This window comes from Staphylococcus sp. HMSC056G08 (genome assembly GCF_001812305.1).
Taxonomy (GTDB): domain Bacteria; phylum Bacillota; class Bacilli; order Staphylococcales; family Staphylococcaceae; genus Staphylococcus; species Staphylococcus simulans.
On the sequence record NZ_KV808457.1, the window covers coordinates 1 to 26992 of the forward strand.

Below are 26992 nucleotides of genomic sequence, written 5' to 3' on the forward strand. Positions count from 1 at the left end.
GACAAGTCCGTAGGACTTTGTCGACAGTCTGGAACAGCCCAGTTTTGGGCTGTTTTTTTATGAGAAATCAAAGTAATTATGCACAAAAGGGGAACTTGGTTTTCAATAACTATATATTAAGCGTGAAATCATGTATAATAGTTGATGTTAAAAATTGAGAGCGAAAGCGAGATGGAAGTATGGGACGTAAATGGAATAACATCAAAGAGAAAAAAGCCCAAAAAGATAAAAATACAAGCCGTATTTATGCGAAATTCGGTAAAGAAATTTATGTAGCTGCGAAATCTGGTGAACCTGATCCAGAATCGAACCAAGCATTACGTTTAGTGCTTGAACGTGCAAAAACGTATAATGTACCGAAAAACATCATCGACCGAGCGATTGACAAAGCAAAAGGTAATGATGATGAAAACTACGATGAATTACGTTATGAAGGGTTTGGTCCTAGCGGTTCAATGCTGATTGTTGATGCATTGACTAATAATGTTAACCGTACTGCATCAGATGTACGTGCTGCTTTCGGTAAAAATGGCGGTAACATGGGTGTATCAGGTTCAGTATCATATATGTTCACACATACAGGTACTTTCGCATTTGAAGGCAAATCTGCAGATGAAATCTTAGAAGTTTTAATGGAAAAAGATTTAGATGTGCGAGATGTTGTCGAAGACGGTGATTTAACTATCGTTTATGCTGAACCAGATCAATTTGCACAAGTACAAGAAGCTTTAAAAGAAAGCGGCGTTGAAGAATTCGAAGTTGCTGAATTTGAAATGTTACCTCAAAACGACATCCAATTATCAGATGAAGACAAAGCAACTTTAGAAGGCTTAATCGATGCGTTAGAAGATTTAGAAGATGTTCAAAACGTTTATCATAACGTGGACTTGGATTAAGTAATGGAACATTCTGTATCGGAATGGGTGCGCCAATTAGATTTATTACCGCATCCAGAAGGCGGCTATTATAAAGAAATTATTAAAGCTGAACGCCAAGAAGAAGGACAAGCACGTCCAGCTTATACGAGTATTTATTTTTTATTAACAGATGATAATATCTCACATTTTCATCGTATAGATGCAGATGAAATTTGGTATTACCACTATGGTAATACTTTAACAGTGCATATGATTTATCCTAATGGCCAATATGAAGCGGTAGACCTTGGACCCGATATAACAAAGGGTGAAGTGCTACAACATGTTGTGCCTGCAGGTACAATTTTTGCTTCTTCGATTAAAGAAGAAAAAGGCTATGCGCTGGTTGGATGTATGTGCCAACCAGGTTTCATGTTTGAGCATTTTGAAATGTTTGATCAAGCGGAACTTAAAAAAGCGCATCCTCATTTAATTGAAGTGATTGAACACTATGCACTAGAAACTATTGATTGATTTTAAAATTGAATCTATGTTTTACCAGGCACTTGCTTTAGATTTTGGGAACGAGCCCAAGCTAAAACAAGTGCTTTTTTTGTATCTCGAAATATTTTAACTATAGCAGAAATTTATATGGCTCTCTGTCAAATAGGACTGGTGAGCCATAATTTAAAGGTATTCAGACATCCTTTGAATCAAACGATAAGAATGTACAGAAAAACATCTTAGACATCTTTATTTATTTTATTTATTGATAAGTCAAAGGTGGTTTCTATCAAAAAAGAAAATATCAATTTAAAGGAGGTCTACAATGCCTAATAAAATGGTGAAAAAAGCTGCTGGTGCAGTGGCAAAAAAAGCAATTGAAAAGACTCCTGACGAAATTGAAGATAAAGCAAAAGATAAATTAAAAGATAAAGCACACGAGATGATGGAAGAGAAAATAACAGAAGGCGTTCAAGATAAAGCAGATCAAGCAGCAGGCAAATTACAACAAGTGAAAGAGAAAAACCAAGAAGTTGTGCCTGAAGTTGCAGATAAAGCAACAGACAAAATGCAAGGCGCCCTGTTAAAGACACGTGATAAATTAGGACAAGTCAAAGAAGCCGGGGAAGCATTCCAAGAAAAAATCAACAAAGATGAGTCCGGTAACAGCAAGAAAAAAATCAAAAGTGTTCAAAATATCAAAGGTATTTCTAACATTAAAAGCTACAACGACATTAAACATGCCTCAGACATTAAGGGAGTAGAAGATAATAAATCAACATTGATTGACAACTAAAAGAAACATTAAAAGTTTAACGAATGAAAACAATATCAATTTGAGAGGGGATTGAACATTATGAGTTCAGTACAAAGAAGTGCAGATACGTCTAGTTTAGCAGAAGTAATCGACAGAATTTTAGATAAAGGTATCGTTATTGATGCTTACGTTAGAGTTTCAGTAGTAGGTATCGAAATCTTAACTATCGAAGCAAGAATCGTAATTGCCAGCGTAGATACTTGGTTAAGATATGCAGAAGCTGTAGGCTTACTGCGTGATGAAGTTGAAGAAGAAGGCTTACCAGGCCAGCAACAAGAACAACTTTCAGGAGATACGAACCAACAGCAACAAATTTCTCAACAAAGTGAACCAGAAGAAGCAGAAACAAAAGAAGCAGACGACAAGAAAAAATCAAAATATAGTGTTTAATTTTTAAATTAAAAGGGAGGCGGCGACGGAATGTTGTCGTCATCTCTTACTATATAAGATTGATGGAGGATAATTATGACGATCAAAGAACTTATGAGTAAAATTAGAGAATTCTTCAATGAAAATGTAGCACCGCCTTTCAAAATTACTTCAATCGAAGAACGTGAAGGCGATGAATCAGGTTGGACTGCGACAGTTGAAGTGATTGAAGAGAAAGAATATATGAAACGTTACGCGAAAGATGAAATGCTTGGCACGTATAGCGTTGTATTAGATAAAGATGGCGAAGTCACTTCATTTAAACGTGAAGGTATTCGTTACAGAAGTAAAGTAGACGGTAGTTAATTAATAAACGCTTTAATTAAAGGACACTAATACTAGGTACTCAAAGGAGATAAGCTTATGGCACAAGAAGAAACAGGGATTTATATATTTTGTGGAACACAGACAGATCAAAATGACGATTTCGGAACTGTTGAAGTAGAAGGTGAAGATCGTGAGTTGTTCACAATCAGATATAAAGATGCAGCTATTGTTGCTGCAGAAGTTCCGATGAAGATTTATGCACCGAAGAAAGATAATTTAATGATGCACCAAAATGTTGTGGCGACTGTTATGAAAGAAAAAGATGCAGTGATTCCTATCAGTTTCGGTAACGTACTTAAGTCTAAAGACGATGTTAAAGCTTTACTTGAAAAATTGTACCCGCAATTTGAAACGTTATTCCCTGAAATCAAAGGAAAATTTGAATTAGGACTAAAAGTCATTGGCAAACAAGAGTGGTTAGAGTCAGTAGTGAATGACGACCCTAAATTACAGGAAATGGCAAAATCAGTACGCAGCAAATCAGAAGATGCAGGCTACTATGAACGTATTCAACTGGGTTCTGCGACACAAGATGTTTTCAAGCAATTATCTAATAAAATAGAAGCGGATATTTATGAACCGCTCGCAGAGTTGAGTGCATCTGCTAAATCGAATGAACCTCAAAGCGAGAAAATGCTACTAAATGCAGCGTTTTTAGTTGATGAGAAAAATGATCAAGCCTTTGATGATTTAGTAAATAAACTCTATGAAAAATGGGAAGACAAAGTAGAGTTCAAGTACACAGGTCCATGGGCCGCTTACAACTTTGTGAATATCCGTCTTAATATCGAGGGATCATAAAATGATAGTATATGGCTCACTTAAGTTATTGAAAAAAATTGCAGAACAAGTCAAAGATGAAGCGGACAAAGAACTTTATGACCTTCCGACAATTGAAAAGAAATTAATTCAATTACAAATGCAAGAAGAACTAGGTGAGATACCAGAAGACGAATACAAAGAAAAAGAAGAACAATTATTAGCACGTTATGAAACTGCTAAACAAAAAGAAATTGATGAAGCAGAAGCAATGATACAACAAAAGGAAGATGAATAGCGAATGGAAAACTTGTTATATTTATATGCACTTGTTCCAGAAGCGGAACTAGAAAACCAATACCTTCCTTCCCTAACTGGTTTTGATGGTGAAGGCAGCTTATATACAGTTCCTGTTGATGATAAAATCACAGCAATTGTATGTGATTTAGATGGGGATGAATATTCAGAAGAAGTAATCGAAGATAAAATCGATAATGATATGGAATGGCTACAGAAGAAAGCTGTTCATCATCATGAAACGATTGAAACACTTTATCAAAACTTTACTTTAGTTCCATTGAAGTTCTGTACGATTTACAAAACAAAAGACAGTTTGAAATCAACAATTCAAGGTTATAGCGAAAAAATTACTGCCACTTTCAATTTCCTAGAAGATAAAGAAGAATGGACAGTTAAAATTTATACAAACGATAAGAAACTTCGCAAAGAAGTCAGCAAAAATAACAAAGCTGTTGAAGAAAAACGTGAAGAAATCAAAGACTTGCCACGCGGCCGTCGTTTCTTTGCGGAAAAGAAAATTGACAGCATCGTTGATAAAGAGTTAGAAAATGAAAAAGACCGAGTCAGCGAAGACTTACATCAAAACCTCAAAGCATTAGCTGTTGATTTCTCAATTAAAAAGAATTGGGGCAGAGATGTAACAGGTTTAGAAGAAGAAATGGTATATAACAGTGTCTATCTTGTACCTAATGAAAAGGTAAATGATTTTCTTGAAGTCATTGATGACACTAAAAATGAATTACCAGAAGAAGGATGGCATATAGAAGTCGCTGGACCTTGGCCTGCCTACCATTTTTCTAGCTTTAACTAATATGGAGGTGGATAGAGATGCCGTCGACAAGAGAAACTATAGAAAACAAAGAAGTCGGTCTCATTGATATTTTAGATGTCATTCTCGATAAAGGTGTTGCGATCAGAGGAGATTTAATCATTTCGATTGCCAATATAGACTTAGTCTATTTAGACTTACGTGTTTTGATTTCTTCAGTAGAAACATTAGTACAGTCTTCTATGGGCAATCGTCGACATGATATTACTTCCGAAGCATTTGATGAACAAAGGAGGGAACTTCTAGATGCCACAGATGAATAATAATAGCTCACGTATCAACTTAGGCCAAGATAATGCAGAAGATGGATTAGCGCAATTAGTAATGACAGTAATTGAGTTATTGAGACAAATTGTAGAACGCCATGCCATCAGACGTGTAGAAGGCGGAACACTGACTGACGAACAAATCGAAGAGTTAGGTGTTGCCTTAATGGATTTAGAAGAAAAAATGGAAGAACTGAAAGACGTATTTGGACTAGACGATGAAGATTTAAACATCGACTTAGGTCCTTTAGGAAGACTTATGTAACAGTTCGTTATGAATTTGATTAAGGGAGTGAGAATAAGTTATGGCAAATGAACAACTGCCTCCTGCTTCAAACGGTTCTAGTAACTTAGTAGATGTATTAGAGAAAGTATTAGATAAAGGTGTCGTAATCGCCGGAGATATCAGAGTCGGCATCGCAGATGTCGAATTATTGACCATCAAAATTCGTTTAATCGTAGCTTCAGTTGATAAGGCTAAAGAAATGGGCTTAGATTGGTGGGAAACAGATCCGTATCTCACATCTAGAGCTACAGACATGAAAATTGCAGAACAACAAAATGCTGAAGCTGAAAACAAAGAACTACAAAAGAAAGTTGAAGCTTTAGAAAATAAACTCAACGAACAAAATGAAGCACCTTCAACAGAGAAGTCTACAGCTAAAAATGCTTCAACCAAAAAGGCTTCAACCAAAAAGGCATCCGATAAGCAATTAGATGGAGAGGATAAGGATGAGTAAAAAATCTAGAAAAAAACAAAAAAGAATCAAAAGCGTGAAATCAACTTAACCAAAACCATAGCTGGTGGATTAGTAGGGGCTTCTTTCGGTTATCTTACGGCTCCTAAGAGCCGTAAGAAAATCGTAAAAGAATTAAGTAAAATTGTATTAAAAGGGACTGCCAAAGAATTTGGTCATACAACTAAGAAAAAAATAAGCAGCTTAACACCTTCCCCTAACAATCCTTTCAAAAAAAAAGCACCCGACGAAGAAAAATCACACGACATTCAAGAAGATGAAGACAAAGAAGAAAATACAACAGTATTAGTCCAAGGTGAAGATGATCGAGAAAATGAAGAAAATCAAAACGATCAAGACAACGATGAAAATGACACTGATGAATCTGAAACAGAGGAAGTAGAAGATACAGAAGACAACGAAGAAACTGAAGAAGATGATTCAGCAGACGAAGACAGCGATAAGCCTAAAGGTAAGAAGAAAATGAAATTCTTCGATAGATTCAAATCGCATAAATCTGATAAAGAAGAGTCGGATGATGATGAAGACTTAGAAGATGACGATGATTCTGAATCTGATGAGGAAACAGATGAATCAGAAGATAATTCTGAAGAAGAATCCGAAGAAGATAGCGACAAACCTGAAGGTAAGAAGAAGAAAAAGAACATCTTCAGCAAGTTAAAATCACGTAAATCAAAGAAAAATGAATCCGAAGAAGAACAAGCATCAGATGATGAAGACGAAGAAAAAGAAAAACAAGACAAAAAAGCAACTAAGAAAAATAAAGCAAAAACTAAAAAAGAAGATGATTCTGAAGCTAAATCCGAAGATGATGATGTAGAAGATTCTGAAGAAGATGACACATCGAAAGATGAAGACACTGATGAATCAGAAGAAACTAGTGCGGATAAAAAAGCATCAAAAAAATCTGAGCCGGAAGATGAGACAGAATTAGTATCAGAAGATGACACATCAGAAGCAGATGAACCTGACGAATCAGAAGAAGAATCCGACGACGCAGCTGAAGAGTCCAAAGAAGACACTTCAAAAGACGAGGACGCATCAGAAGAAACAGAAGTAGATGAGAAATCATCAAAAACATCAGCTGAAAAAACTTCTGAAAAACCCGAATCAGAAGAAGAGCCTGAATCAGAATCGGATAATGCATCAGAAGCAGATGAATCTGATCAATCAGAAGATAAATCAGACGATGAGACTGAAGAGTCCGAAGACGAAGCTGAGGAAGTTTCAACTGAAACAGATGAGTCTAAAAAAGCAGATAATGTAAAACCTGATTCTGAGGATTCAAAAGATGAAGAGTCTAATTCGAAAACAAAACAGCCTAAGAAATCTACATCAAAGAAAAAAGCTGATAATTCTAAACCAGATAATCAATCTGACGAAGATGATGAAAGCGAAAAAAATGATAGTAAAGAAAAGGCAACGGGGGAATCTAAAAACTCAAAGATGCTAACTGAACCTGAACAAACTAAAGATGAAGACAACGAGGAAGAGAAGGGTTCAAAAGAAAAAGACACTCAATTCAATCAAGTTGCCAGAGCAAAACTCAAAGGCTTGAAAACATCAACGGCAAGCCTGTTCAAAAAGGATGATAGTGATGACGAACAATCAGAAGAAATTGAAGAAAATGAAAGACAAGAAACTAAAACAAATCAACAAGATGAAAAAGAACCTGAAGAAAAACTTCAAGAAGAACAAGAAGAAACCTCTTCTAGGCAAAAAGAAAAAACACAGACCACTAAGAAGCAAGAAGAAACGTCTGAAGAAAAAGCTGGAACGTGGATAGAAAGTCATGATGACACAGGTGACAGATAATTAAACGAGAGGAATGATATAATGAGTAACAAACAAACATCTAAAGATGATATTCTTGAATCATTTGTAAAAGCCGCAAACGAAGACGACTTTACTCTAGATATTTCGTTATTAGTCGACGGTGCCATTGTGACTGGTACATTGATTTCAGCGAAAGAATACTTTAAAACATTAAGCAAATCATTTAAAGGCGGCAATGCAACGTCTAAACAATTTAGCGAAGACTTAGATGAAGCTGGTGACTATGCCGCTGAAAGTGATAACGATGAAATCAATTATATTCACTTAAAAGATACAAGTATCTTTATCAGTGAGAATAAACCTACACCTTCAAGTGGTAAGTTGATTTGGAGAGGTAAATTAAGCGAAGTAAACAGTTTCTTTTTAGGGAAAATTAAAAGTAATTAAAACTTAATATAAGCACTGAATAAATAGTGTGATATAAAACAAGGGACCGTACTTATCAGCTGAAAGTACGGTCCTTTCTATTGTTGTAAGCTATTTCTGTTTTACTTACAGGACTCTATTGTTATGTGTACAACTTGTAAAAAGAGCTTTTAATTTGTGTAATACTTTTAATAATATCAAACATTGAGTGACATGTATGTGACAGTTTTATATAATAATGTCAAGGAGTTGGTGACAGTGAAAGTAAAATACATCGACAAACGTCACTGGCGTCGTCTGATTGAAAGAGATTATACTGAAGTTAAGGTGAATAATAATAAATTCAAAGGAATCATTGGCTTAATCACAATGAAGAAAGTAAAGGAACCTTTAAAAGTTTCTGTCGTCGGTAAAACCATGATAGTCGCAGATGATAACTATCAATGGCTTCAAATTGTACCGGATAAGAAACGTTACAGTATAACAGTGATGCTAGATGAAAAAGGCAACCCACTTGAATATTATTTCGATATCAATATTAAAAATATCACGCAAAAAGGTAAAGCACGCACAGTAGATTTATGCTTAGATGTTATTGTATTGCCTAATGGAGAATATGAGTTGGTTGACGAGGATGATTTATTACGAGCATTAGAAACAAAACAAATTTCGAAGAAACAATATCACGAAGCATACATCATTGCACATCAGTTAATGATGAAGATTGATCATGATTTTCCAAGTATGCAAGAAAATATCATGTATTGCTATAATAAGATTAAACATAAGTATTTAAACGATAAACATACGACGCATCATCACCGAGGATAACAGTCAGGAGAACCCAGCATACAGTGTGAAAGAGTGTTTGTATGAAAGGTACCATGCTGTCGCTGTCATAAGACTGCCGCATGGTTTTTATTTCATAGTAGAAAAGGATTGAAGGAAGTAGGAGGATAAAACGTGAAGATTGAGGATTACCGTTTGTTAATCACGTTAGATGAAACACGTACATTGCGTAAAGCAGCTGAAATTCTTTATATTTCTCAACCTGCTGTAACACAACGATTAAAGGCCATAGAAAGTGCCTTCGGCGTTGATATTTTTATTCGTACTAAGAAGCAGTTGATCACTACAACTGAAGGTGCGATGGTTATTGAACATGCGCGCGACATGTTGAAGCGCGAGCGTTTATTTTTTGATAAGATGCAAGCACATATGGGCGAAGTAAATGGCACTATCTCTATAGGGTGCTCTTCTTTAATCGGCCAAACTTTATTACCCCAAATACTTAGTCACTATAACGATCAATACCCCAATGTTGAAATTCAAGTAAAAGTAGGTTCTACTGATCATATAAAAGCGCATCATCGTGATTATCACGTGATGATTATCCGTGGAAGCAAGATTTTGAATTTGAACAATCAGCATTTGTTTAATGATAAACATTATTTTATTTATCCTAAGGGTCAAAGAGATAAAGCACCAGAACTGCCGTTTATTGAGTTTCAAGCTGATCCGATTTATATTAACCAGATTAAAGAATGGTATGGTCGTAATTTAGGACGTGATTATCATGCGATGATATCCGTAGACCAAGTTGCGACTTGTAAAGAAATGTTAGTCGGCGGTGTAGGTGTAACTGTATTACCAGAAATTATGGTAAAAGATTTAGACACAGAACGCTTTGACTTTGAGCAAGTTGATATAGAAACACATCCGTTAGTGCGTTCAACCTATCTAAGTTACGATTCTAGTATGTTGCAATTGCCACAAGTGGAATCATTTGTAGAATTAGTCGTAAATGATATTGCGAAAGCTCCGCAGAATTAACTGATGTGTAAATAAGACATCCTAGCTAGGGTGTCTTTTTCTCTTGTGTGAAGATTTCTATATAGAAACGCCGCTTTTTGAAATTATATGCTGTTTTAATGGAAATCTTTGTACATCTATTCCAAAAGGTAAGAAAATTGATTAAACTAGAGATTATCTAAATAAGTTTTAAGAGAGGTTAGACTATGTTTGCAGCGTTACTGCACATTAAAAATTATAAATTATTCGTAGTTAATATGATGCTGGTCGGCATGGGGATTGCGATTACGATTCCTTATCTTGTTTTATTTGCGACAAATGAACTTGGTATGACAACTACTCAGTTCGGCGTCTTATTAGCACTAGCCGCAATCAGTCAGTTTACTGTTAATACCATTGTGGCACGTTTTTCTGACAGAGGGAATGTAAACCGTAAAGTCTTAATTATCGGTGCGCTGTTTATGGGCGCAATGAGTTTCGGTATTTACTTCTATGTTCATACAATCTGGCTGTATATTGCGTTATATGCTTTGTTCCAAGGTTTGTTCGCACCTGCAATGCCTCAACTTTATGCTTCAGCTCGTGAATCTATTAATGCATCCTCTTCACGCGGTCGTGCAAAATTTGCTAATACAGTATTACGTTCTATGTTCTCGTTCGGGTTTTTATTTGGTCCGTTAATCGGAGCTTTGTTAAATAAAAGTATGGGCTATGCCGGTTTGTTCGGCGGTACAGTAGTTATTTTATTATTTACACTGTTACTTCAAGTCTTCTTCTTTAAAGAAGTGAAAACAAATCGCCCAATTGAAGAAGGGACACATATCGAGCGTAAAGCCCCAAGTATGTTGACACACAAGAAATTAATCGTACCATTTGTTGCATTTATCTTACTCCATATTGGACAGTGGATGTACACGCTTAATATGCCTCTATTTGTGACGAATTATCTTCATGAGAGTGAAGACTATGTCGGAGTGCTTGCGAGCTTGTGTGCAGGCTTAGAAGTGCCATTTATGATTATCCTAGGTGTTTTGTCTGCGAAACTTGAAACAAGAACCTTATTGATATTCGGCGCATTGTTTGGTGCACTCTTCTTCTTCAGTATCGGAGTGTTTGATAACATTTATATGATGATGCTTGGACAAGTCTTTTTAGCAATGTTTTTAGCGGTATTATTAGGGATTGGTATCAGTTACTTCCAAGACATCCTGCCTGATTTCCCGGGTTATTCTTCAACACTCTTTGCGAATGCGCTTGTAATAGGTCAACTATGTGGGAATTTACTTGGCGGTGTGATGAGTCAAATCGTAGGATTAGGGAATGTATTCTATGTATCCGCTGCTTCTTTAGCATTAGGAATGATTTTAATCTTCTTTACGAAAGAGCAGAAATTTATTGAATAAGAAAGAGGTTTACCATGCTAGCAACAATTTTATGGCTATTGATTATTGCGTGTTTCGTTACCGCATTTATTGGTTTGATTAAACCTGTTATCCCATCAATGCCAATGATGTGGATTGGATTTTTAATTTATCAAATCGGTTTTCATAACGGAAAATTATCTTGGGTCTTTTATATCTCAATGATTATTTTAACAATCTTTATTTTTGTGGCTGATCTGATGATGAGCCAATACTTCACTAGACGCTTTGGCGGTTCTAAAGCAGGGGAAATCACAGCTTTAATCGGTGTGATTGTCGGTTGTTTTGTTTTCCCGCCATTCGGTATTATTTTAGTTCCGTTAATCGCAGTGTTTATTGTAGAAATGGTATTAAGACGTGACCCAATGACTGCACTTAAAGCCAGTTTTGGTTCAGTTGTCGGCTTTTTAGCAAGCACTGCAGCTCAAGCCATGGTCATGATCATTATGGTCATTTGGTTCTTCTTAGCAATTTTAATTAACTAAATTATTGAGAAATAGTGCAAACACTAACAGCCTCAAAAGCAAAGATAATCCTGCTTTTGAGGCTGTTTTTTAATTTATCATAAATAAGTATTGCTGTTTTTCTTCACAAAATGATGGTCGACATAAAACGCAATTGGCGTGATGATGAATGAGACAATAATAAATGTCCAATTACCAATATGAATGGACGGACCAAATGTAAGATAAGATTGCGGAATATATAAGACATAAAATAACAGCGCAATTAAGCCGAAAATAACGGCATAAGTTAAAAGCCAAACCCAGTTAGACTTATTGAAAGCTTGTATTTGTACCGTTTTAAAAATCCACCATACGAATAAAAAGATGATAAATAATCCCATTAAAACGATGATTGGGAATGTGAAATAATAGATAGGTTTTTCACCTATGAAGAAGCCTATAAATCCTTTAAAGAACGCAAAAATACCAAGTAAAAACAAAATGTGATGCCAAATATATTTGAAAATATTTTGTACCGTTTCGTTTTTTAGTTTTTTAATCGTTTCTTTCGCATGCGCACGAGGATTATGATCAAAGAAATCCATGGCTAACATACCCTGGTTTTCTGATTTTAGCAGTTCTTTTAAAATACGATTCAACATTAATTCAGAATCATGAGGGTTGACGCGTAAATCAGCACGAATATAAGTCATATAGCTTTCGAAAATTTCGCGGTCTGTATTATTAAGATGCAACGCTTTTACGTTATTTTCGCGCATCAATTGTTCTGTAGATTTAGCCATTGCTTTTGCCCTCCGATTCATATTATACAATCAAGCATATTATGACTAAATTGCGCGCATAAATCAATGATTGAAGCAATATCTCGCTTTCTTTTTTTAGTGTATGCGTGGAAACTATGAGCGAAGCCGGATACATGGTAAAATATACATAGCAAATTGACGTTACATAGGCGTTGGATTCATGGTAAAAGGAGTTAAAGATACATGAAAAAAGTGGTGATGGTGCTGTTAGCTTCAACTTTAATGTTAAGTGCTTGCGGTAAAAGTGACGAGAAGACAGCGCTTGAGAATGATATCAAACAACTAGAGAAAGAAAATAAACAGTTGAAAGATAAAAAAGAGAAGTTGGAAAAAGAACAAAAATCAGTGAAAGAACGTGTAGATAAGTTAGAAGATGAAGTGAAAGATAAAGTTGCGACAGAAAGAGCAAAACAACAATCTGAAGCAGAAGACAAAGCTAAAAAAGAACAAGAAGCTAAAGATAAAAAGGAAAAAGCAGCAAAAACGTCATCTAACACAACAAAAGAAAGTGATCAAAAATCACACACACCGCATTCTGACAAGAAAGAAAACAAACCGTCTTAAGCGTTTGTTTGAAAAGTCAGAAGGGTATTAAATAGGTAATGGATAAACGAACTAAAGGAGTCGATTGAATCATGTACGAACAACAATTTTTTGAATTAGAAGGTAATAAGATGACTTTAAGAGAAGTCGGCAAAGCCATCGAAAAAATTACAGGCTACCAACATGATGCGCCTTCAGCACAAGTAAGACGCAGAGTTGCGCAAAAGCCTAATTTTGAATCAGATACAGATACATTTGAAGCAACTTATAAATTAAGTCATTTAGGCGATTTTGTTGACGTAGTATTTACAGCACCTAAAAGCGAACGTGATCGTTTACAAGAAGTGCCTGTAACTGTTCAATTAATCAGTCATAATACGCGTTCTGAATTTCCTCAAGCATAATCGCAACTATAAGTAATTTCGACAATCTTATAAAGTATACAAAAAGGCGCTTATAAGTGAAGTCATATCGCTTTGCATTACTATCATGATTAGAGAACACTTTACTAAAGTGCTTTTTTGTATATCGATTTTTTAGATAGAGCACAAGAGATTGAATGGGTGTACGAGGTGGAATCAAATGAGTGTATATTTGGAAACACAACGTTTAAAGTTAAGAGATTGGGAAGATAAAGATTTATTACCATTTCAAAAAATGAATGCGAATCGACAAGTTCGCAGATTCTTCCCAAGTATATTAAGCTATCGCCGTTCTGAATTGGATATGCAGGCGATGCAGAAACAACTGAAACAATCAGGCATTGGTTTATTTGCGGTAGAATTGAAAGAAAGCGGAGAATGGATTGGCTTTATCGGATTGAATTATCTCCCTAAACGCAGTCAGTATCCATTTAAAGATCTGCCTTTCTTTGAAATTGGATGGCGTTTGATACCTGAGGTTTGGGACAATGGTATCGCAACAGAAGGGGCAAAAGCAGTGCTTGAATATGCCAAAGAAAAAGGTATCGAAGAAGTTTATAGTCTAACAGCCAAAACAAATATGGCTTCAAGAAGAGTGATGGAAAAAATTGGTATGACATATTTAGAAGACTATGAATTACCAAATGTGTCAGTAGCTCATCCATTAAAAACACAAGTCAGATATTATAAAAAGCTGAATGAATAAAGCGAGAAACTCAAGGTGACGTTTCTCGCTTTTTGTTTGGAATGAACATAAGTATGTTATTTAATTTAGAAGTGTTAATCATAAGTACGTGTACCGACAGAACGATAGTGTTCTAAACCGTTGAATAAATCATCTAAGTTATCATAAAGCGGAGCTAAGCCGCGATATTTATCATCAATAAAACCAGCTTCAATCATAGATTCAATGAGTTGTTGAAGCGGTTCGAAAAAATTGTTGATATTAAAAACTGCCATCGGTTTATCGTGGATACCGATTTGTGCCCAACTATATGTTTCAAAGAACTCTTCAAGTGAACCAGCGCCGCCAGGTGCTAAGATAAATGCATCGGCTAATTCACTCATTTTGGCTTTGCGACCATGAAGTGAATCTACTAACACTAAATCTGTTAAGCGTTGGCTCGTAATTTCTTTATCATCTAAGCTTTTCGGCATCACACCAATCGCTTCTCCACCGTTATCTAAGACGCCATTAGAAATTGCGCCCATTACACCGACAGAGCCGGCACCGTAGACTAAAGTATAACCATTTTCTGCCATGTATTTACCTAAGGCATAGCCTTGCTCCATATAAACTTTATCTTTCCCTCTGCTTGCGCCGCAAAATACTGCAATACGTTTTAATTTACTCATAAATGTCATCTCCTAAGAAGAAATCTGATTGATTACACGTTTAAATGCTTGCTCAAAATGATTGCGTGTCTCTTCTGAGAACTTTTTCGGACCTTTATGACGTCCGCCTTGACGTCTGGTTTGTGCATTCAAATAACGTTGTTCGAGTAAGGAATTAATATTCTTATCACTATATAGCATACCATTATGATGCATCACGTACTGTATTTTATTAATCAATAGGTTAGCTAAACCATAATCTTGTGTGACTACAATGTCATTTGGCTTGGCTAATTGAACAATTTTATAATCCACTTGATCAGGACCATCATCGACGTAAACGACACGAACATGGTCAGGATAATCTCGCATTGAAAAGTGTGCATAACTACGTACCAACACAACAAAAATGCCTGTCCCTTCAGTCAATTGAATAATTGAATCTGTAACGGGACAAGCATCACCATCAATAATGACTTGTGTCATTTAGAGATTCGGCTTATTTTCATGTTTTTGAATCTCTGCGATGCGTTCTTCTTCGTTGGCACGTCTAGCTTCCTCTTCAGCTTTTAAACGTTGTTCAATGCGATCTTCTAAAATACGGTTCATGTCATAAGCTTCATCTTTATTTTCTTGTTCAAGTTCTTCACCTTTATTGTGAAGTTGTTTGTCAGATTGACCGCCTGGTACAAGTCCGACTTTTTTCTCGTATTTCTGAGCGTCTTTTAATTCTTTCACGAGACGTTTACGAGTTGCTTCTGAATCTTTATCTTCTTTTTTATGGCGTTTTTCAATGTTTTTCTCTAATTTCTTCGCCATTTTTTCAGCTTCTTTAGCGTTTTGTTTTTCTAATTTGTCACCTTTAGCTTTGATGCGTTCTGGGTCATTGGCTTTCGCTTCTTTTTTAGCTTGGCGTTTTTCTTCGATTTCTTGTTTCTTCTCGCTTACATATTGTTTAAGGTCAGAAGATTTATTAGAAACCGCTGACGCAGCTTTAGAAGATTTATCTGATACACCGCTCGCAAATTGTGAAGACTTGTCAGAAACACTTTGTCTTAAATCTGCGGTTTTATCATTCAATTTTTGTACATCAGGATGATCTTTGATGCGTTTTCTTTCCACAATTAAAGGTACAAGAATGATAGGTAATACCGTTAACAATGTTCTAATTAATCGTTTCTTCTCCATTTGAATGGCCTCCATTTATTAGTATATAACATTTAAATACCCCGACTGATTAGGGGATAAACGAATACCCTTGTATCATATATAACTTTTTCCATAGATTAAAGCATCAGTAATTGAAGGCATGAAAAAACCAGCATTGAAATTCAATGCTGGTGAGTGTATCAATTAAATGCCTTTTCCGATTCCGAATCCGAAATAAAGGATTGCGATAAAGATAACTAAAATAATACGGTAAATCGCAAAAGGTACCAATTTAATACGGTTAATTAAGTTTAAGAATAAGCGGATAGATAATAATCCGAATAAGAATGCGGCAATAAAGCCGATTAAGTAAAACGGAATGTGATTTAAATGAATATATTCCATATGTTTTACCAATGATAAACCACTTGCGGCTAACATAACTGGTACAGCCATAATAAATGTGAAGTCAGAGGCAGCTTTATAGTTTAATTTCATTAATACCCCAGTTGAAATTGTTGAACCGCTTCGACTGAACCCTGGCCACATCGCAACCGCTTGTGATAAACCAATAATAAATGCTTGAACATAAGTAATTTGATCAAGGTGCTCACGGTGTGCATAACGACGGCTGAACTTTTGTGCGAAAATCATATAGAACGCACCTAATAAAAGTCCAATCATAACAGTCGGCACACTGAATAAGTATGTTTCGATTAAATCATCGAATAATAAACCTAAAACACCAGCAGGAATCATCCCTACTAAAACGTGCCAAATCGTTAGACGTTTGTGTTTAGATTGAGCCGTTCTGCTTAAAGTTTCTCCTTCAGTATGTTCCGTAGATGGTGCAGTATGTTTATACTTTCCAAGGCGGAACATTTCAAAATAACGGTTTCTAAATACCCACGCTGCCGCAAATACAGAACCTAACTGTATGACGATCTTAAAGGTGAATGCGGATTCTGATCCTAAGAAGCTCGTCGATTTCAGCCAGATGTCGTCTACAAGAATCATATGTCCTGTTGAGGATACAGGCGCAAATTCTGTCAAACCTTCGACAATCCCCAAAATCAGCGCTTTGAGTAATTCTAACAATAACATAGTGTACCTTCCTTATTTCAAAATATATTTTGTATGAATGTATGTAAATACCAGTTGAAACAACTTTTATGATAGCACATAAAAAAATCTTTGTGCTACTAATTCTCGTAGTAAATTGAAAGATAAGACTTAAGATGTAGGTCTTTCAAAAATTATGACAAAACTTTGAAGGTTAATTTCTTATTTGAAATTAATTTTGAGTCGAATAAATTGAAAATTCTACTTATATGTTTTAAGTTGAAGATAAGACATTTTTGACACAAATGACTATTAAGGACATAAGACGTCCTGATATCTATTAATTAAAGATGAAACGATAGTAAAGTGGGTGGGACAAGTATGCATGACATACATACGTGTTCCACCTTTATTGTGTCAAAATTAATCGATGCCTGATTAAATAAAAAGGGTGAAAAAAGATGAAACATTTAATGCGTTACGCACTGAAATACAAGCAATACCCCATCGTCATGGGTATCATTTGTGCACTATTAGCTGTGATTGTAGTCGTACAAAATGTGACCATTGCGAAAGTGTTAGATAAAATGCTGATTCAGAATTCGCATTATTACCATATTTCAACGTTATTGATGATTTTATTGGCCGCTTTATTATTACGTGCAGTATTGAATATGTCCAATCAATGGATGGGGACAGAACTCGCATATAAAGTGAAAGGCACACTGCGTCGTCGTATGGTAGATCATCACACGAAACAACCTGTCGGTGCTCAAATGAGTGTGATGACTGAAAGCATTGATGGAATTACGCCATTTTATCAAGATTACTTACCTCAAGTGTTTAAAGCAGTACTTGTACCTGTAGTGATTATTATTGCGATGTGTTTTATTCATTTGAATACTGCGATTATTATGATGGTGACAGCGCCTTTTATTCCTGTGTTCTATATCATTTTCGGATTAAAAACACGTGATGAATCTAAGGAACAAATGACTTATTTAACACAATTCAGCCAGCGCTTCTTAAACTTAGCGCAAGGCTTAGTCACTTTAAAATTATTCAACCGTTCTAAACAAGCTGAACAAGCTATTTATCAAGAAAGCACACGCTTTAGAGATTTAACAATGAATATTTTACGCAGCGCCTTTTTATCTGGGTTGCTATTGGAATTTATCAGTTTGTTAGGTATTGGCTTAGTTGCGCTAGAAGCAGGACTTGGTTTGGTGCTCTTTCATAATCTTACTTTCGAAACAGCTGCGATTGCGATTATTTTAGCACCAGAGTTCTACAACTCTATTAAAGACCTTGGTCAAGCATTCCATACTGGTAAACAAAGCGAAGGAGCAGCAGATGTCGTATTCGATGCGCTTGATCAAGAAATGGATGACGCTACTTTAACCAAACAACACGTCAATCCTAAACAAGAGGCGTTGATTCAGTTGGAACATGTATCTTATCGTTATCCAGAAGCAGATAGAGCAGCAGTTAAAGATGTGAGCTTTAATATTTATGAAGGCGAACAGATTGCCTTAGTCGGTCCAAGCGGTGCAGGGAAGACGACACTTTCTGAATTGATTTTACAGCACAGACAACCGACAGATGGCTATGTTTCTTTTCAATTCGAACACTTAAAAATGGGTGTGTTAAGTCAACAACCTTATATTTTCAATGCGACAATTAAAGAAAATGTCTCAATGTTTGAAGCGGTTGAGGATGAAAAGGTGATTGAGGTGTTAGCAGCGGTTGGTTTAATGGAAAAAATCAATCAATTGCCTCAAGGTATTGAAACGTATATCGGAGAAGGCGGCGAGATGTTATCAGGCGGGCAAATGCGTCGTATTGAATTATCGCGTGTATTGTTAGCACAACCAGAATTGGTTGTTTTTGATGAGCCAGCCACAGGTTTAGATGTTTGGACAGAGCGTACGATTCAAGAAGCACTGAATACTTATTTTAAAGAAAGTACCGTTATTATGATTGCACACCGTGAAAGTACAATTCGTACGGCACAACGTCGTATTTATATGGAAGGTGGCCATATGATTACAGATGATCAAGTCATTTCCACGCAAAGAGACAAAGGACGTGATAGACAATGAAACGACGCGGCATTCAATTTAATTTAGATAAAGATTTAGCTTTAGCGATATTGTTTGGAGTCATCGGTAGTTTAGTCGCAATCGGTATGTTCTTTTTAAGTGGTTTAATGATTGCGCAAGCTGCGAAAAATGTACCGTTATATGGTTTGATTGTCTTAGTGGTCAGCGTGAAAATGTTTGGGATTATCCGTGCGATTATGCGTTATTTTGAACGTTTATACTCACATCGAACAACTTTCACGATGTTAAGAGACGTCAGAACACAATTCTTCAAAGGCTTGATTCAAGTTGTACCGGATATTTATCGTAAATTTAAATCCAGTGATTTGATTGCACGAATGGTATCACGCGTAGAAGCGTTACAGAATATTTATTTACGTGTTTATTATCCGCCTGTGGTTATTGGTATCACGTCAGCTATTACGATATTAACCTTGTGGTTCTTTTCTTGGATGCATGCCGTCTTATTATTAGTCAGTATGTTAATTTCATTAGGTGTCTTACCTTGGATTTCTGCGAAGCGTGCACAATTATTGAACGCACGAGCAGCTCAAGATGAATCATCATTTTTAAGCCGCTTCTACGACTATAAAGAAGGCTATGAAGAACTAGCACGATTCAAACAATTAAAACCCTATCATCAATCTGTACTTAAGGCACTCTCTAAATACAGCCATCAACAACGTAATGAACAACGTTTCTTAACGCTTTATGAATTTATGTTAGATTTAGTTTCTATGTTGGCCTTGTTCTTTTGTGTTTGGTTAGGTGTCATACAAGTTCAAAATGGACAATTAGATGTCATCTATTTAACAAGTATTGTATTGATGTTGTTGACGTTATTTGAACAAGCGGTAACGATGAGTAATGTGGCTTACTTTAAAGCAGATACAGACCAAGCATTAGTAGAAATTGAAGAGGTCTTGCAAGAAGTGCCAGAAACACCTGAAAGTTCAAAACAAATGAATAATACGCAGATACTAGCAGTTGATGATGTGACTTTCCAATATGAACATCAAGTTACAAAGGTATTAGAACATATTCAATTAGATATCCAGCCTGGTGAAAAGCTTGCGATCATTGGACCTTCAGGTTCAGGTAAGAGTACTTTACTGCAAGTGCTGGCTGGTTTATATCAAACAACACAAGGTTCTGTTACTTATCAAGGTCAATCAGTATATGAGATGTCTGAAGCGTCTAAAGCAGAGACGTTTAATGTCTTATTGCAGCACCAACAACTCTTTGATGGTACAGTGCGTGATAATTTATTATCAGATTACAGCGATAATGAAATGCGTGTTGTCTTAGATGACTTAGGTTTAGCGTATATTGATTTAGACTATGAAATTACCATGAGTGGGGAAGGACTATCAGGTGGAGAATTGCAGCGGATTTGTCTTGCGAGATTATTCTTAAGAACAGCACCTGTTTGGCTGATAGACGAACCGACACGTGCATTAGATTGGCATAATAGCCATCATGTGATGCAACGTCTCTTTACCGAAAGTGAGACGCTTATTGTCGCAACGCATGATTTAGAATTGTTACCTCAATTTAATCGCATTATCGTCATGATTGAAGGTCAAATTATTGAAAGTGGCACTTATGACAGTTTGCTTCAACAACACGGTGCACTTTATGACATGGTGACTTTAAACCGATAAGACTATGTATTTACTCAAAAGAAAAGCACACTGAATCCAATACTGAGAAGTAAAATGAAGAAATAGAAAAAGCGGTTGAGACCTCTATGACAGAAATCTCAACCGCTTTGTTTTTGCTTTATTTAAAAGTGAAAAAACTAAAAATGCAAGTTATCACTCTAATTTTAATGGCATTCGAAATTATGAGTTTTGCTTAGTTAAAGAATCAATCAGTTTATCTAATAAACGATTCAATTCTTTTTCTTCTTTTTTGTTTAATCCTGAGATATCGCCTAAGTGGTTACAAGCACCGCCTAGATCTTCTTCGATTGCTTCGCTCTTTTCAGTTAAGTGAACAAACACTTCACGTTGATCGACTTCAGAACGCTCTCTTTTGATTAAATCTACTTGTTCCATTCTTTTTAAAAGTGGGGATACTGTACCAGTATCTAATGCAAGTTCAGTAACGACTTTCTTCACATTAACTGGTGATTCTTCCCATAAAATTGTTAATACTAAAAACTGCGGGTAAGTTAATTTGTACTTCTTAAAAACGTTATTTGAATAGTAGCGATTTACTTGTCTTTGAGCGTTGTACAAACTAAAGCATAAACGTCCGCCTAAATTAAGTTTTTCAGTCATAAGTTCTCCTCCAGACATTCTATCCGTTATATTTTTCTGTGTACCGGAATTCGTTCCGTCTTGTTGTGAAAGTTTGAGCAGTGACAAAAATGGAAATTTTATCTATTTTGTCGACTCCTCACAAGCCATGTTAAAATTAAAGCATGCATTGATTTTAGAAGATATCTTGCATTAAATCAAGTTGTAACATAATATAATATGTCCATTAATGATTGTACCATTAAGTCCTTTAGAAATGAGTGTTAAAAATGGAACGAAATAATAATAGTAAATTATCTATTTGTATTGTAACAGGTTTTCTAGGAAGCGGTAAAACGTCTTTCCTTAAATATTATACTGAGCAATTATTAAAAAGAGATGAGAAAATCACTGTAATTATGAACGAATTTGGTGATTTCGATGTCGATAGTAAAATTTTAGGAGATAAAGTTCAAACGATTTCCTTGCAGAACGGATGTGTCTGTTGTGATTTACAACAAGACCTTATCGCGCAACTATCAGCAATAATCAATCAAAATCAGTCACAATTCGTCATTATTGAAGCCACAGGGATTGCACATCCACTTCAACTCATCCAAGCTTGCTATGATCCATTGCTTACTGACTATGTTAATCCGCCGCTTGTGGTCGGTTTAGTTGACGCACCTAGATTTTTACATCGTGCGGATTATTCTGAATCAACGCAAGCATTGATGGAAGAACAGCTTGCAGTCAGTCAAACGCTGATTGTCAATAAGACAGATTTAATCAGCCAAGATGAGCAGCAAGTGCTGATCGAAGCTTTAAAACAAATCAATTCGAATGATGCCATCTATTTTACAACCTATGGTCAAGTCAATATTGATGAATTGCAGGCGTTAGAGCCAGTCAATATGAAGCCAAAACACCAACATTTACATCACCATGGTATCAGCTCAATTGCGTATACCTTTACTTCGCCTATAGATAGACAAATGTTTTACCAGTTTATCTTACGTTTGCCAGACAACGTCTATCGTTTGAAAGGTTATGTAAGATTCAGAGATGCACCAGAAACAACGTATTTATTCCAATTCGCCAATGGGCTGCCAGATTACGAGCCGATTCAAGATGAGGTGCAAAATACTATTGTATTGATTGGTGAACAACTCGATAAAGAGCGTTTACGCAATCAATTAGATGCATTGCAGTTCACTTGAAAATTGACGTGCATATCAAGGTAACACTATAATGAATACAACGTTTAATAGTACAAGGAATTTGTAGGGAATACAATACTAAAATATTTTAATCCATTATGCATCCCTACTACACTATAATGAACCTCATTTTTAAATTTAGCAAGCGCTAACATAAGTTGTAATAAAAATGAAATGAGTGAGAGGGGTAAACACAATGGATCGTGTTAAAATCAATCGTAACGTAACTTATTCAAAGATGATTCAAGGTTTTTGGAGATTAAATGATTGGCAGATGACAACCCAAGACTTAAACCGTTATTTGCACCAGTTAGTCGAATTAGGTGTAACGACAATGGACCATGCAGATATTTATGGTGATTATCGTTGTGAACAGTTATTCGGAGAAGCATTGGCTTTGTCACCTGAACTCAGAGACCAAATTGAATTAGTTTCGAAATGCGGTATTATCTTGCCGACCGATCAATTCGCACAATTTGATGGCCATCGTTACGATTTAAGCAAACAACATATTGTAGAAGCGGTGAACCGTTCATTGCAGAATCTACAAACAGACGTACTTGATACGTTGTTGATTCATCGTCCATCTCCGCTCATGGATCCAAATGAAGTCAGAGATGCGCTTGATGTTTTAGTAGAAGCAGGTAAAATTAAATCATTCGGTGTTTCTAACTTTAATAACACACAGTATGATTTGCTGAACCAAGGTATCAAATCACATAAACTGCATATCGCAGTGAATCAACTAGAAGTTTCACCGTATCATGCAGCACCTATTTATGATGGAACAATTGATCATATGTATCGAGATGACGTTAAGATTATGGCATGGAGTCCGCTTGCAGGCGGTAAATTACTGAATGTAGAAGATGCTAAATCTAAACGTGTCATGTCTATTATCAGCCCACTTGCTTATAAATATAATGTGGCTCCAGCCAGTATTGTCACAGCGTGGTTGGTGAAACATCCAGCTACGATAATGCCAATCATGGGTACAAGTCAAATTGAACGTATGCAAGATGCGGTAAAAGGGTTAGAACTGACTTTAACAGATCAAGAATGGTTTGATATTTATGTTGCAGTCTTAGGTCAAGACATCCCTTGATAAGTGAAATAAAGGAGAATAAGAAATGAATTCAGAAGAACAATCACGTGCGCGCATGCGCTTTGAACGTAACCTTATCGTCTTTCCATATATTATTTTTGCGATTATCGTCTTTTTCTTTACAACGATTTTTTCAGCACCAACTGTTGTACTGACATTATTCGGTATTTTCTTTATCTATAACGCAGTGTTATTATTCGTTGCGTTTATTAAGCATTACACACGTACGATGATTTTATTATTAGTGTTAACAATCTTCGTCGGTCTCATGTTTACCATCTCAGCAACTGCGCAATTTGCGGGCAGATACTAAGCAATTTAATTAGTAAAATAACTCCCTCTATAAGTGTTTTTCAACACTCTATATAGAGGGAGTTTTGTATTGTCATAAAGAATTCAAAAGAAATGAAAACGTTTTCTTTATTAATAGGACTAGCTTTGATATTCTTAAAGTAAATAAGAATGTATAAAGAAAAATAAATTCGTATTGAGGGGGATTCAAGATGGGGAAAAGAAAAGTCGCAATTATTGGTGCAGGTCATACAGGTGCAACCTTAGCATTTATGTTAGCTGAAAAAACTTTAGCAGATGTGGTGTTATTAGATAAACCTGAAAATGAAAAACCAGCACGCGGCAAAGCGTTGGATATTTCGGAAAGCGGACCGATTTTCAATTTCAACAACAAAATTAAAGGGACATCTGATTATCAAGATATTACTGGTTCAGATATTGTGGTGATTACTGCTGGTGTCGCACGTAAACCTGGAATGAGTCGTGATGATTTGATTCAAATTAATGAATCGGTAATGGCACAAGTGACAGAGGGTATTAAACCTTATGCGCCGGACAGCACGATTATCGTGTTGACGAATCCTGTGGATGCGATGACATATGCAGTATATAAATTGTCAGGTTTCCCTAAAAATCGTGTGTTAGGGCAATCAGGTATTTTAGATACAGCACGTTATCGTACATTTATCGCAGAAGCATTAGATGTTGCGCGTACGGACGTTTCAGGATTAGTACTAGGTGGCCACGGAGATACAATGGTACCGTTATTAAGTACGACTACAGTAGGTGGCGTGCCAATCACTGAACTATTGGAACAAGATAAAATCGATGCGATTGTGGACCGTACGCGTAAAGGCGGAGCTGAAATTGTCGGCTTGCTTGGCAACGGTTCAGCTTATTATGCGCCAGCCGCTGCGATTTTTGAAATGGCTGCAGCGATACTTAAAGACGAAAGACGTGTATTACCAGCAATTACGTATTTAGAAGGCGAATATGGCTTTAATGATATTTGTTTAGGTGTTCCGACATTAATCGGTGAAAATGGTGTCGAACAAGTCATTGAAACAAAACTTTCTGATGATGAAAAAGCACAGTTAAAAGCTTCAGCAGATGCGGTAGAAGAAGTAAAAAGTGCTTTAAAGTATTCATAAACTATGTGGTAAAGTAAATTATTATATATTGGAACAGGAGACGGACGATTCTAACGCGTTCGTCTCTTTTTTGTACTTTCTCGTTTTATTGTGAAAAAATCTACAAATTTTCGAATAACCCTCTTTTTGTAACCGCATTCTTGTTATAATGGACTTGAAAATGATTAAATATTTCGAAAAATGGTGTGCGCATGTATGGGACTGGATAAGCGTGCCGTCTTTTCAAATATTTAAAATACGTACTTCTTGAGTACACTAAGCAAATAAGGGAGGAAATCAATATGGCAAGAAAGGAAGCATCAGTAAAATCAGACAAGAAGCAAAAGGGTGTGAAGCCGCTATGGATTATCATCAGCTTTATCGTATTGATAGCGATTGTGTTGATACCAGTGAGCGGGATTCCGGTAATGGCTAAAATGTCACTTGCGATTTTAGCCTTTGCGGTCATTATGTGGGTGACGGAAGCGGTCTCTTATCCAGTATCCTCAACGATGATTGTAGCTTTGATCATACTATTATTAGGGTTTAGTCCTGTACAAGATTTAGCAGAAAAACTAGGGAACCCTAAAGCAAATGGTGCCGCTTTACATGGTGCGGATTTATTCGGAACAGGCAATGCTTTGAAGTTAGCATTCAGTGGTTTCTCAACTTCAGCAGTTGCTTTAGTAGCAGCAGCGCTATTCTTAGCAGCTGCCATGCAGATTACTAATTTGCATAAACGTTTAGCATTATTGGTCTTATCGATTGTGGGTAATAAGACTAATCGCATTGTGGCGGGTGCAATTATAGTATCTATTATTTTAGCGTTCTTCGTACCATCTGCGACAGCGCGTGCCGGTGCAGTTGTACCTATTTTGTTAGGGATGATTGCGGCGTTTAAAGCTTCTAAAGAAAGTAAGCTTGCAGGTTTATTAATTATCACTGCAGTACAAGCAGTATCTATTTGGAACATCGGTATTAAGACAGCAGCGGCTCAAAATATCGTTGCGGTCAATTTTATCAACCAAAGTTTTGGTCATGATATTTCATGGGGACAATGGTTCTTATATGCAGCACCTTGGTCTATTTTAATGTCGATTGCACTTTACTTCATTATGTTGAAAGTTATGCCGCCAGAACAAAAAGAAGTGAAGGGCGGTAAAGAATTAATTCAGAAAGAATTAAATAAATTAGGCCCAGTGTCACCACGTGAGTGGCGTTTGATTGTGATTTCTGTTTTATTATTATTATTCTGGTCAACTGAGAAAATATTACATCCGATTGATTCATCTTCAATCACTTTAGTTGCGATGGCAATTATGTTAACACCTAAAATTGGTGTGATGAGTTGGAAAGAAGCGGAGAAACATATTCCATGGGGAACAATTATTGTCTTTGGTATTGGTATCTCACTCGGAAACGTATTATTAAATACTGGCGGTGCGCAGTGGTTAAGTGATAAGACGTTCGGTTTAATGGGCTTACAACATTTACCATTGATTGCGACAATCGCATTGATTACTTTATTTAATATCTTAATTCATTTAGGTTTCGCAAGTGCAACAAGTTTATCTTCTGCTTTGATTCCAGTTTTTATTTCTTTAACAGCAACATTACATTTAGGCGATCAAAGCATCGGCTTTGTGTTGATCCAACAATTTGTAATTAGTTTCGGTTTCTTATTACCAGTAAGTGCACCACAAAACATGTTAGCTTATGGTTCAGGTACATTTACAGTTAAAGACTTCTTGAAAGCAGGTATTCCATTAACAGTAGTAGGTTATGTCTTGATTCTGATCTTCAGTTTCACATACTGGAAATGGTTAGGTTTAATATAAA

At 36.1% G+C, this 26992-nt stretch carries 32 protein-coding genes and 1 pseudogene; 27 read left to right on the forward strand and 6 right to left on the reverse strand.

All coding sequences use genetic code 11. The features are described 5' to 3' along the window. Positions 1-179: 179 nt before the first annotated feature. The 17 genes and pseudogenes from HMPREF2846_RS04840 (at position 180) to HMPREF2846_RS04920 (ending at position 11766) form a co-directional block, all read left to right on the forward strand. Positions 180-896 carry a YebC/PmpR family DNA-binding transcriptional regulator gene (locus HMPREF2846_RS04840; protein ID WP_002481447.1) on the forward strand — a complete coding sequence of 239 codons (717 nt, stop codon included), beginning with the start codon at positions 180-182 and terminating at the stop codon, positions 894-896. Positions 897-899: 3 nt separating this feature from the next. Beyond that, a complete protein-coding gene (locus HMPREF2846_RS04845; RefSeq protein ID WP_070625958.1) occupies positions 900-1391 on the forward strand; it encodes a cupin domain-containing protein in 492 nt (163 codons plus the stop codon). Positions 1392-1686: 295 nt separating this feature from the next. Then, complete coding sequence (gvpQ, locus tag HMPREF2846_RS04850) at positions 1687-2157, forward strand: gas vesicle protein GvpQ (protein WP_070625959.1); 471 nt, start codon at positions 1687-1689, stop codon at positions 2155-2157. 60 nt (positions 2158-2217) lie between these two features. Beyond that, positions 2218-2568 (forward strand): gas vesicle protein GvpJ, encoded by a 351-nt coding sequence (gene gvpJ / locus HMPREF2846_RS14675; protein ID WP_002481452.1) that lies wholly within the window; start codon positions 2218-2220, stop codon positions 2566-2568. A gap of 75 nt (positions 2569-2643) precedes the next feature. Further along, on the forward strand, positions 2644-2913 hold the full coding sequence (gene gvpO / locus HMPREF2846_RS04860; RefSeq protein WP_002481453.1) for a gas vesicle protein GvpO: 270 nt from the start codon (positions 2644-2646) through the stop codon (positions 2911-2913). 57 nt (positions 2914-2970) lie between these two features. Beyond that, entirely contained in the window at positions 2971-3735 is a 765-nt protein-coding gene (locus HMPREF2846_RS04865; RefSeq protein ID WP_070625961.1) for a GvpL/GvpF family gas vesicle protein, read from the forward strand. Position 3736: 1 nt separating this feature from the next. Further along, positions 3737-3991 (forward strand): gas vesicle protein GvpG, encoded by a 255-nt coding sequence (locus HMPREF2846_RS04870; protein ID WP_002481455.1) that lies wholly within the window; start codon positions 3737-3739, stop codon positions 3989-3991. Positions 3992-3994: 3 nt separating this feature from the next. After that, positions 3995-4804 (forward strand): GvpL/GvpF family gas vesicle protein, encoded by an 810-nt coding sequence (locus HMPREF2846_RS04875; RefSeq protein WP_070625963.1) that lies wholly within the window; start codon positions 3995-3997, stop codon positions 4802-4804. A gap of 17 nt (positions 4805-4821) precedes the next feature. Further along, a complete protein-coding gene (locus HMPREF2846_RS04880) occupies positions 4822-5085 on the forward strand; it encodes a gas vesicle protein (RefSeq protein ID WP_002481457.1) in 264 nt (87 codons plus the stop codon). Further along, positions 5069-5353: a gas vesicle protein K gene (locus HMPREF2846_RS04885; protein ID WP_002481458.1), complete on the forward strand. Its 285-nt coding sequence runs from the start codon at positions 5069-5071 to the stop codon at positions 5351-5353. Before HMPREF2846_RS04880 ends, HMPREF2846_RS04885 begins: the two co-directional genes overlap by 17 nt. A gap of 40 nt (positions 5354-5393) precedes the next feature. Further along, positions 5394-5708: pseudogene (locus tag HMPREF2846_RS04890) on the forward strand (gas vesicle protein); the annotation flags it as partial. 600 nt (positions 5709-6308) lie between these two features. Next, positions 6309-7661: a hypothetical protein gene (locus HMPREF2846_RS04895; protein WP_070625967.1), complete on the forward strand. Its 1353-nt coding sequence runs from the start codon at positions 6309-6311 to the stop codon at positions 7659-7661. 21 nt (positions 7662-7682) lie between these two features. Further along, positions 7683-8069 (forward strand): gas vesicle accessory protein GvpU, encoded by a 387-nt coding sequence (gvpU, locus tag HMPREF2846_RS04900; protein ID WP_002481461.1) that lies wholly within the window; start codon positions 7683-7685, stop codon positions 8067-8069. Between the two features lie 237 nt (positions 8070-8306). Next, a complete protein-coding gene (locus tag HMPREF2846_RS04905) occupies positions 8307-8879 on the forward strand; it encodes a ribonuclease FAU-1 family protein (protein WP_002481462.1) in 573 nt (190 codons plus the stop codon). A 132-nt stretch (positions 8880-9011) separates the two neighbouring features. Continuing rightward, positions 9012-9881, forward strand: a complete 870-nt coding sequence (locus HMPREF2846_RS04910; protein WP_023015426.1) for a LysR family transcriptional regulator — start codon at positions 9012-9014, stop codon at positions 9879-9881. A 185-nt stretch (positions 9882-10066) separates the two neighbouring features. Then, positions 10067-11263: a sugar efflux transporter gene (locus HMPREF2846_RS04915; protein ID WP_002481464.1), complete on the forward strand. Its 1197-nt coding sequence runs from the start codon at positions 10067-10069 to the stop codon at positions 11261-11263. A 14-nt stretch (positions 11264-11277) separates the two neighbouring features. Continuing rightward, positions 11278-11766, forward strand: a complete 489-nt coding sequence (locus HMPREF2846_RS04920) for a DUF456 domain-containing protein (RefSeq protein ID WP_002481465.1) — start codon at positions 11278-11280, stop codon at positions 11764-11766. A 77-nt stretch (positions 11767-11843) separates the two neighbouring features. On the opposite strand, the gene HMPREF2846_RS04925 is transcribed toward HMPREF2846_RS04920, so the two are convergent. Then, positions 11844-12530: a DUF1129 family protein gene (locus HMPREF2846_RS04925; RefSeq protein ID WP_002481466.1), complete on the reverse strand. Its 687-nt coding sequence runs from the start codon at positions 12528-12530 to the stop codon at positions 11844-11846. 204 nt (positions 12531-12734) lie between these two features. On the opposite strand from HMPREF2846_RS04925, the gene HMPREF2846_RS04930 reads away from it, so the two are divergent. The 3 genes from HMPREF2846_RS04930 to HMPREF2846_RS04940 all read left to right on the forward strand — a co-directional run bounded on the left by HMPREF2846_RS04930 (position 12735) and on the right by HMPREF2846_RS04940 (position 14222). Further along, on the forward strand, positions 12735-13115 hold the full coding sequence (locus HMPREF2846_RS04930; protein WP_070625969.1) for an SA0632 family lipoprotein: 381 nt from the start codon (positions 12735-12737) through the stop codon (positions 13113-13115). 71 nt (positions 13116-13186) lie between these two features. Continuing rightward, positions 13187-13498, forward strand: coding sequence for a hypothetical protein (locus HMPREF2846_RS04935; protein WP_070625971.1), 312 nt, complete (start codon positions 13187-13189; stop codon positions 13496-13498). 178 nt (positions 13499-13676) lie between these two features. After that, entirely contained in the window at positions 13677-14222 is a 546-nt protein-coding gene (locus tag HMPREF2846_RS04940) for a GNAT family N-acetyltransferase (RefSeq protein ID WP_023015424.1), read from the forward strand. 74 nt (positions 14223-14296) lie between these two features. Here HMPREF2846_RS04940 and HMPREF2846_RS04945 read toward each other — a convergent pair whose 3' ends face one another. The 4 genes from HMPREF2846_RS04945 to HMPREF2846_RS04960 form a co-directional block, all read right to left on the reverse strand. Continuing rightward, entirely contained in the window at positions 14297-14872 is a 576-nt protein-coding gene (locus HMPREF2846_RS04945; RefSeq protein WP_070625973.1) for an LOG family protein, read from the reverse strand. Between the two features lie 12 nt (positions 14873-14884). After that, on the reverse strand, positions 14885-15337 hold the full coding sequence (locus HMPREF2846_RS04950; RefSeq protein ID WP_002481471.1) for a YaiI/YqxD family protein: 453 nt from the start codon (positions 15335-15337) through the stop codon (positions 14885-14887). Further along, complete coding sequence (locus tag HMPREF2846_RS04955) at positions 15338-16039, reverse strand: hypothetical protein (RefSeq protein WP_002481472.1); 702 nt, start codon at positions 16037-16039, stop codon at positions 15338-15340. 165 nt (positions 16040-16204) lie between these two features. Next, positions 16205-17104 carry an undecaprenyl-diphosphate phosphatase gene (locus HMPREF2846_RS04960; protein WP_002481473.1) on the reverse strand — a complete coding sequence of 300 codons (900 nt, stop codon included), beginning with the start codon at positions 17102-17104 and terminating at the stop codon, positions 16205-16207. Positions 17105-17523: 419 nt separating this feature from the next. Here HMPREF2846_RS04960 and HMPREF2846_RS04965 point away from each other — a divergent pair, with 419 nt between their 5' ends. After that, positions 17524-19164, forward strand: a complete 1641-nt coding sequence (locus tag HMPREF2846_RS04965; RefSeq protein ID WP_070625975.1) for an ABC transporter ATP-binding protein/permease — start codon at positions 17524-17526, stop codon at positions 19162-19164. Beyond that, positions 19161-20828: a thiol reductant ABC exporter subunit CydC gene (cydC, locus tag HMPREF2846_RS04970; protein WP_070625977.1), complete on the forward strand. Its 1668-nt coding sequence runs from the start codon at positions 19161-19163 to the stop codon at positions 20826-20828. Before HMPREF2846_RS04965 ends, cydC begins: the two co-directional genes overlap by 4 nt. A 180-nt stretch (positions 20829-21008) precedes the next feature. On the opposite strand, the gene HMPREF2846_RS04975 is transcribed toward cydC, so the two are convergent. Beyond that, positions 21009-21449, reverse strand: a complete 441-nt coding sequence (locus HMPREF2846_RS04975; protein ID WP_023015420.1) for a MarR family winged helix-turn-helix transcriptional regulator — start codon at positions 21447-21449, stop codon at positions 21009-21011. Positions 21450-21697: 248 nt separating this feature from the next. Here HMPREF2846_RS04975 and HMPREF2846_RS04980 point away from each other — a divergent pair, with 248 nt between their 5' ends. The 5 genes from HMPREF2846_RS04980 to HMPREF2846_RS05000 all read left to right on the forward strand — a co-directional run bounded on the left by HMPREF2846_RS04980 (position 21698) and on the right by HMPREF2846_RS05000 (position 26991). Continuing rightward, a complete protein-coding gene (locus HMPREF2846_RS04980) occupies positions 21698-22627 on the forward strand; it encodes a CobW family GTP-binding protein (RefSeq protein ID WP_023015419.1) in 930 nt (309 codons plus the stop codon). Positions 22628-22823: 196 nt separating this feature from the next. Continuing rightward, positions 22824-23732, forward strand: a complete 909-nt coding sequence (locus HMPREF2846_RS04985; protein WP_070625979.1) for an aldo/keto reductase — start codon at positions 22824-22826, stop codon at positions 23730-23732. 25 nt (positions 23733-23757) lie between these two features. After that, positions 23758-24045 carry a hypothetical protein gene (locus tag HMPREF2846_RS04990; RefSeq protein ID WP_002481480.1) on the forward strand — a complete coding sequence of 96 codons (288 nt, stop codon included), beginning with the start codon at positions 23758-23760 and terminating at the stop codon, positions 24043-24045. Positions 24046-24235: 190 nt separating this feature from the next. Next, on the forward strand, positions 24236-25174 hold the full coding sequence (gene mdh, locus HMPREF2846_RS04995; protein ID WP_070625981.1) for a malate dehydrogenase: 939 nt from the start codon (positions 24236-24238) through the stop codon (positions 25172-25174). Positions 25175-25455: 281 nt separating this feature from the next. After that, on the forward strand, positions 25456-26991 hold the full coding sequence (locus tag HMPREF2846_RS05000; protein WP_023015417.1) for an SLC13 family permease: 1536 nt from the start codon (positions 25456-25458) through the stop codon (positions 26989-26991). The last annotated feature ends 1 nt before the right edge of the window (position 26992 follow it).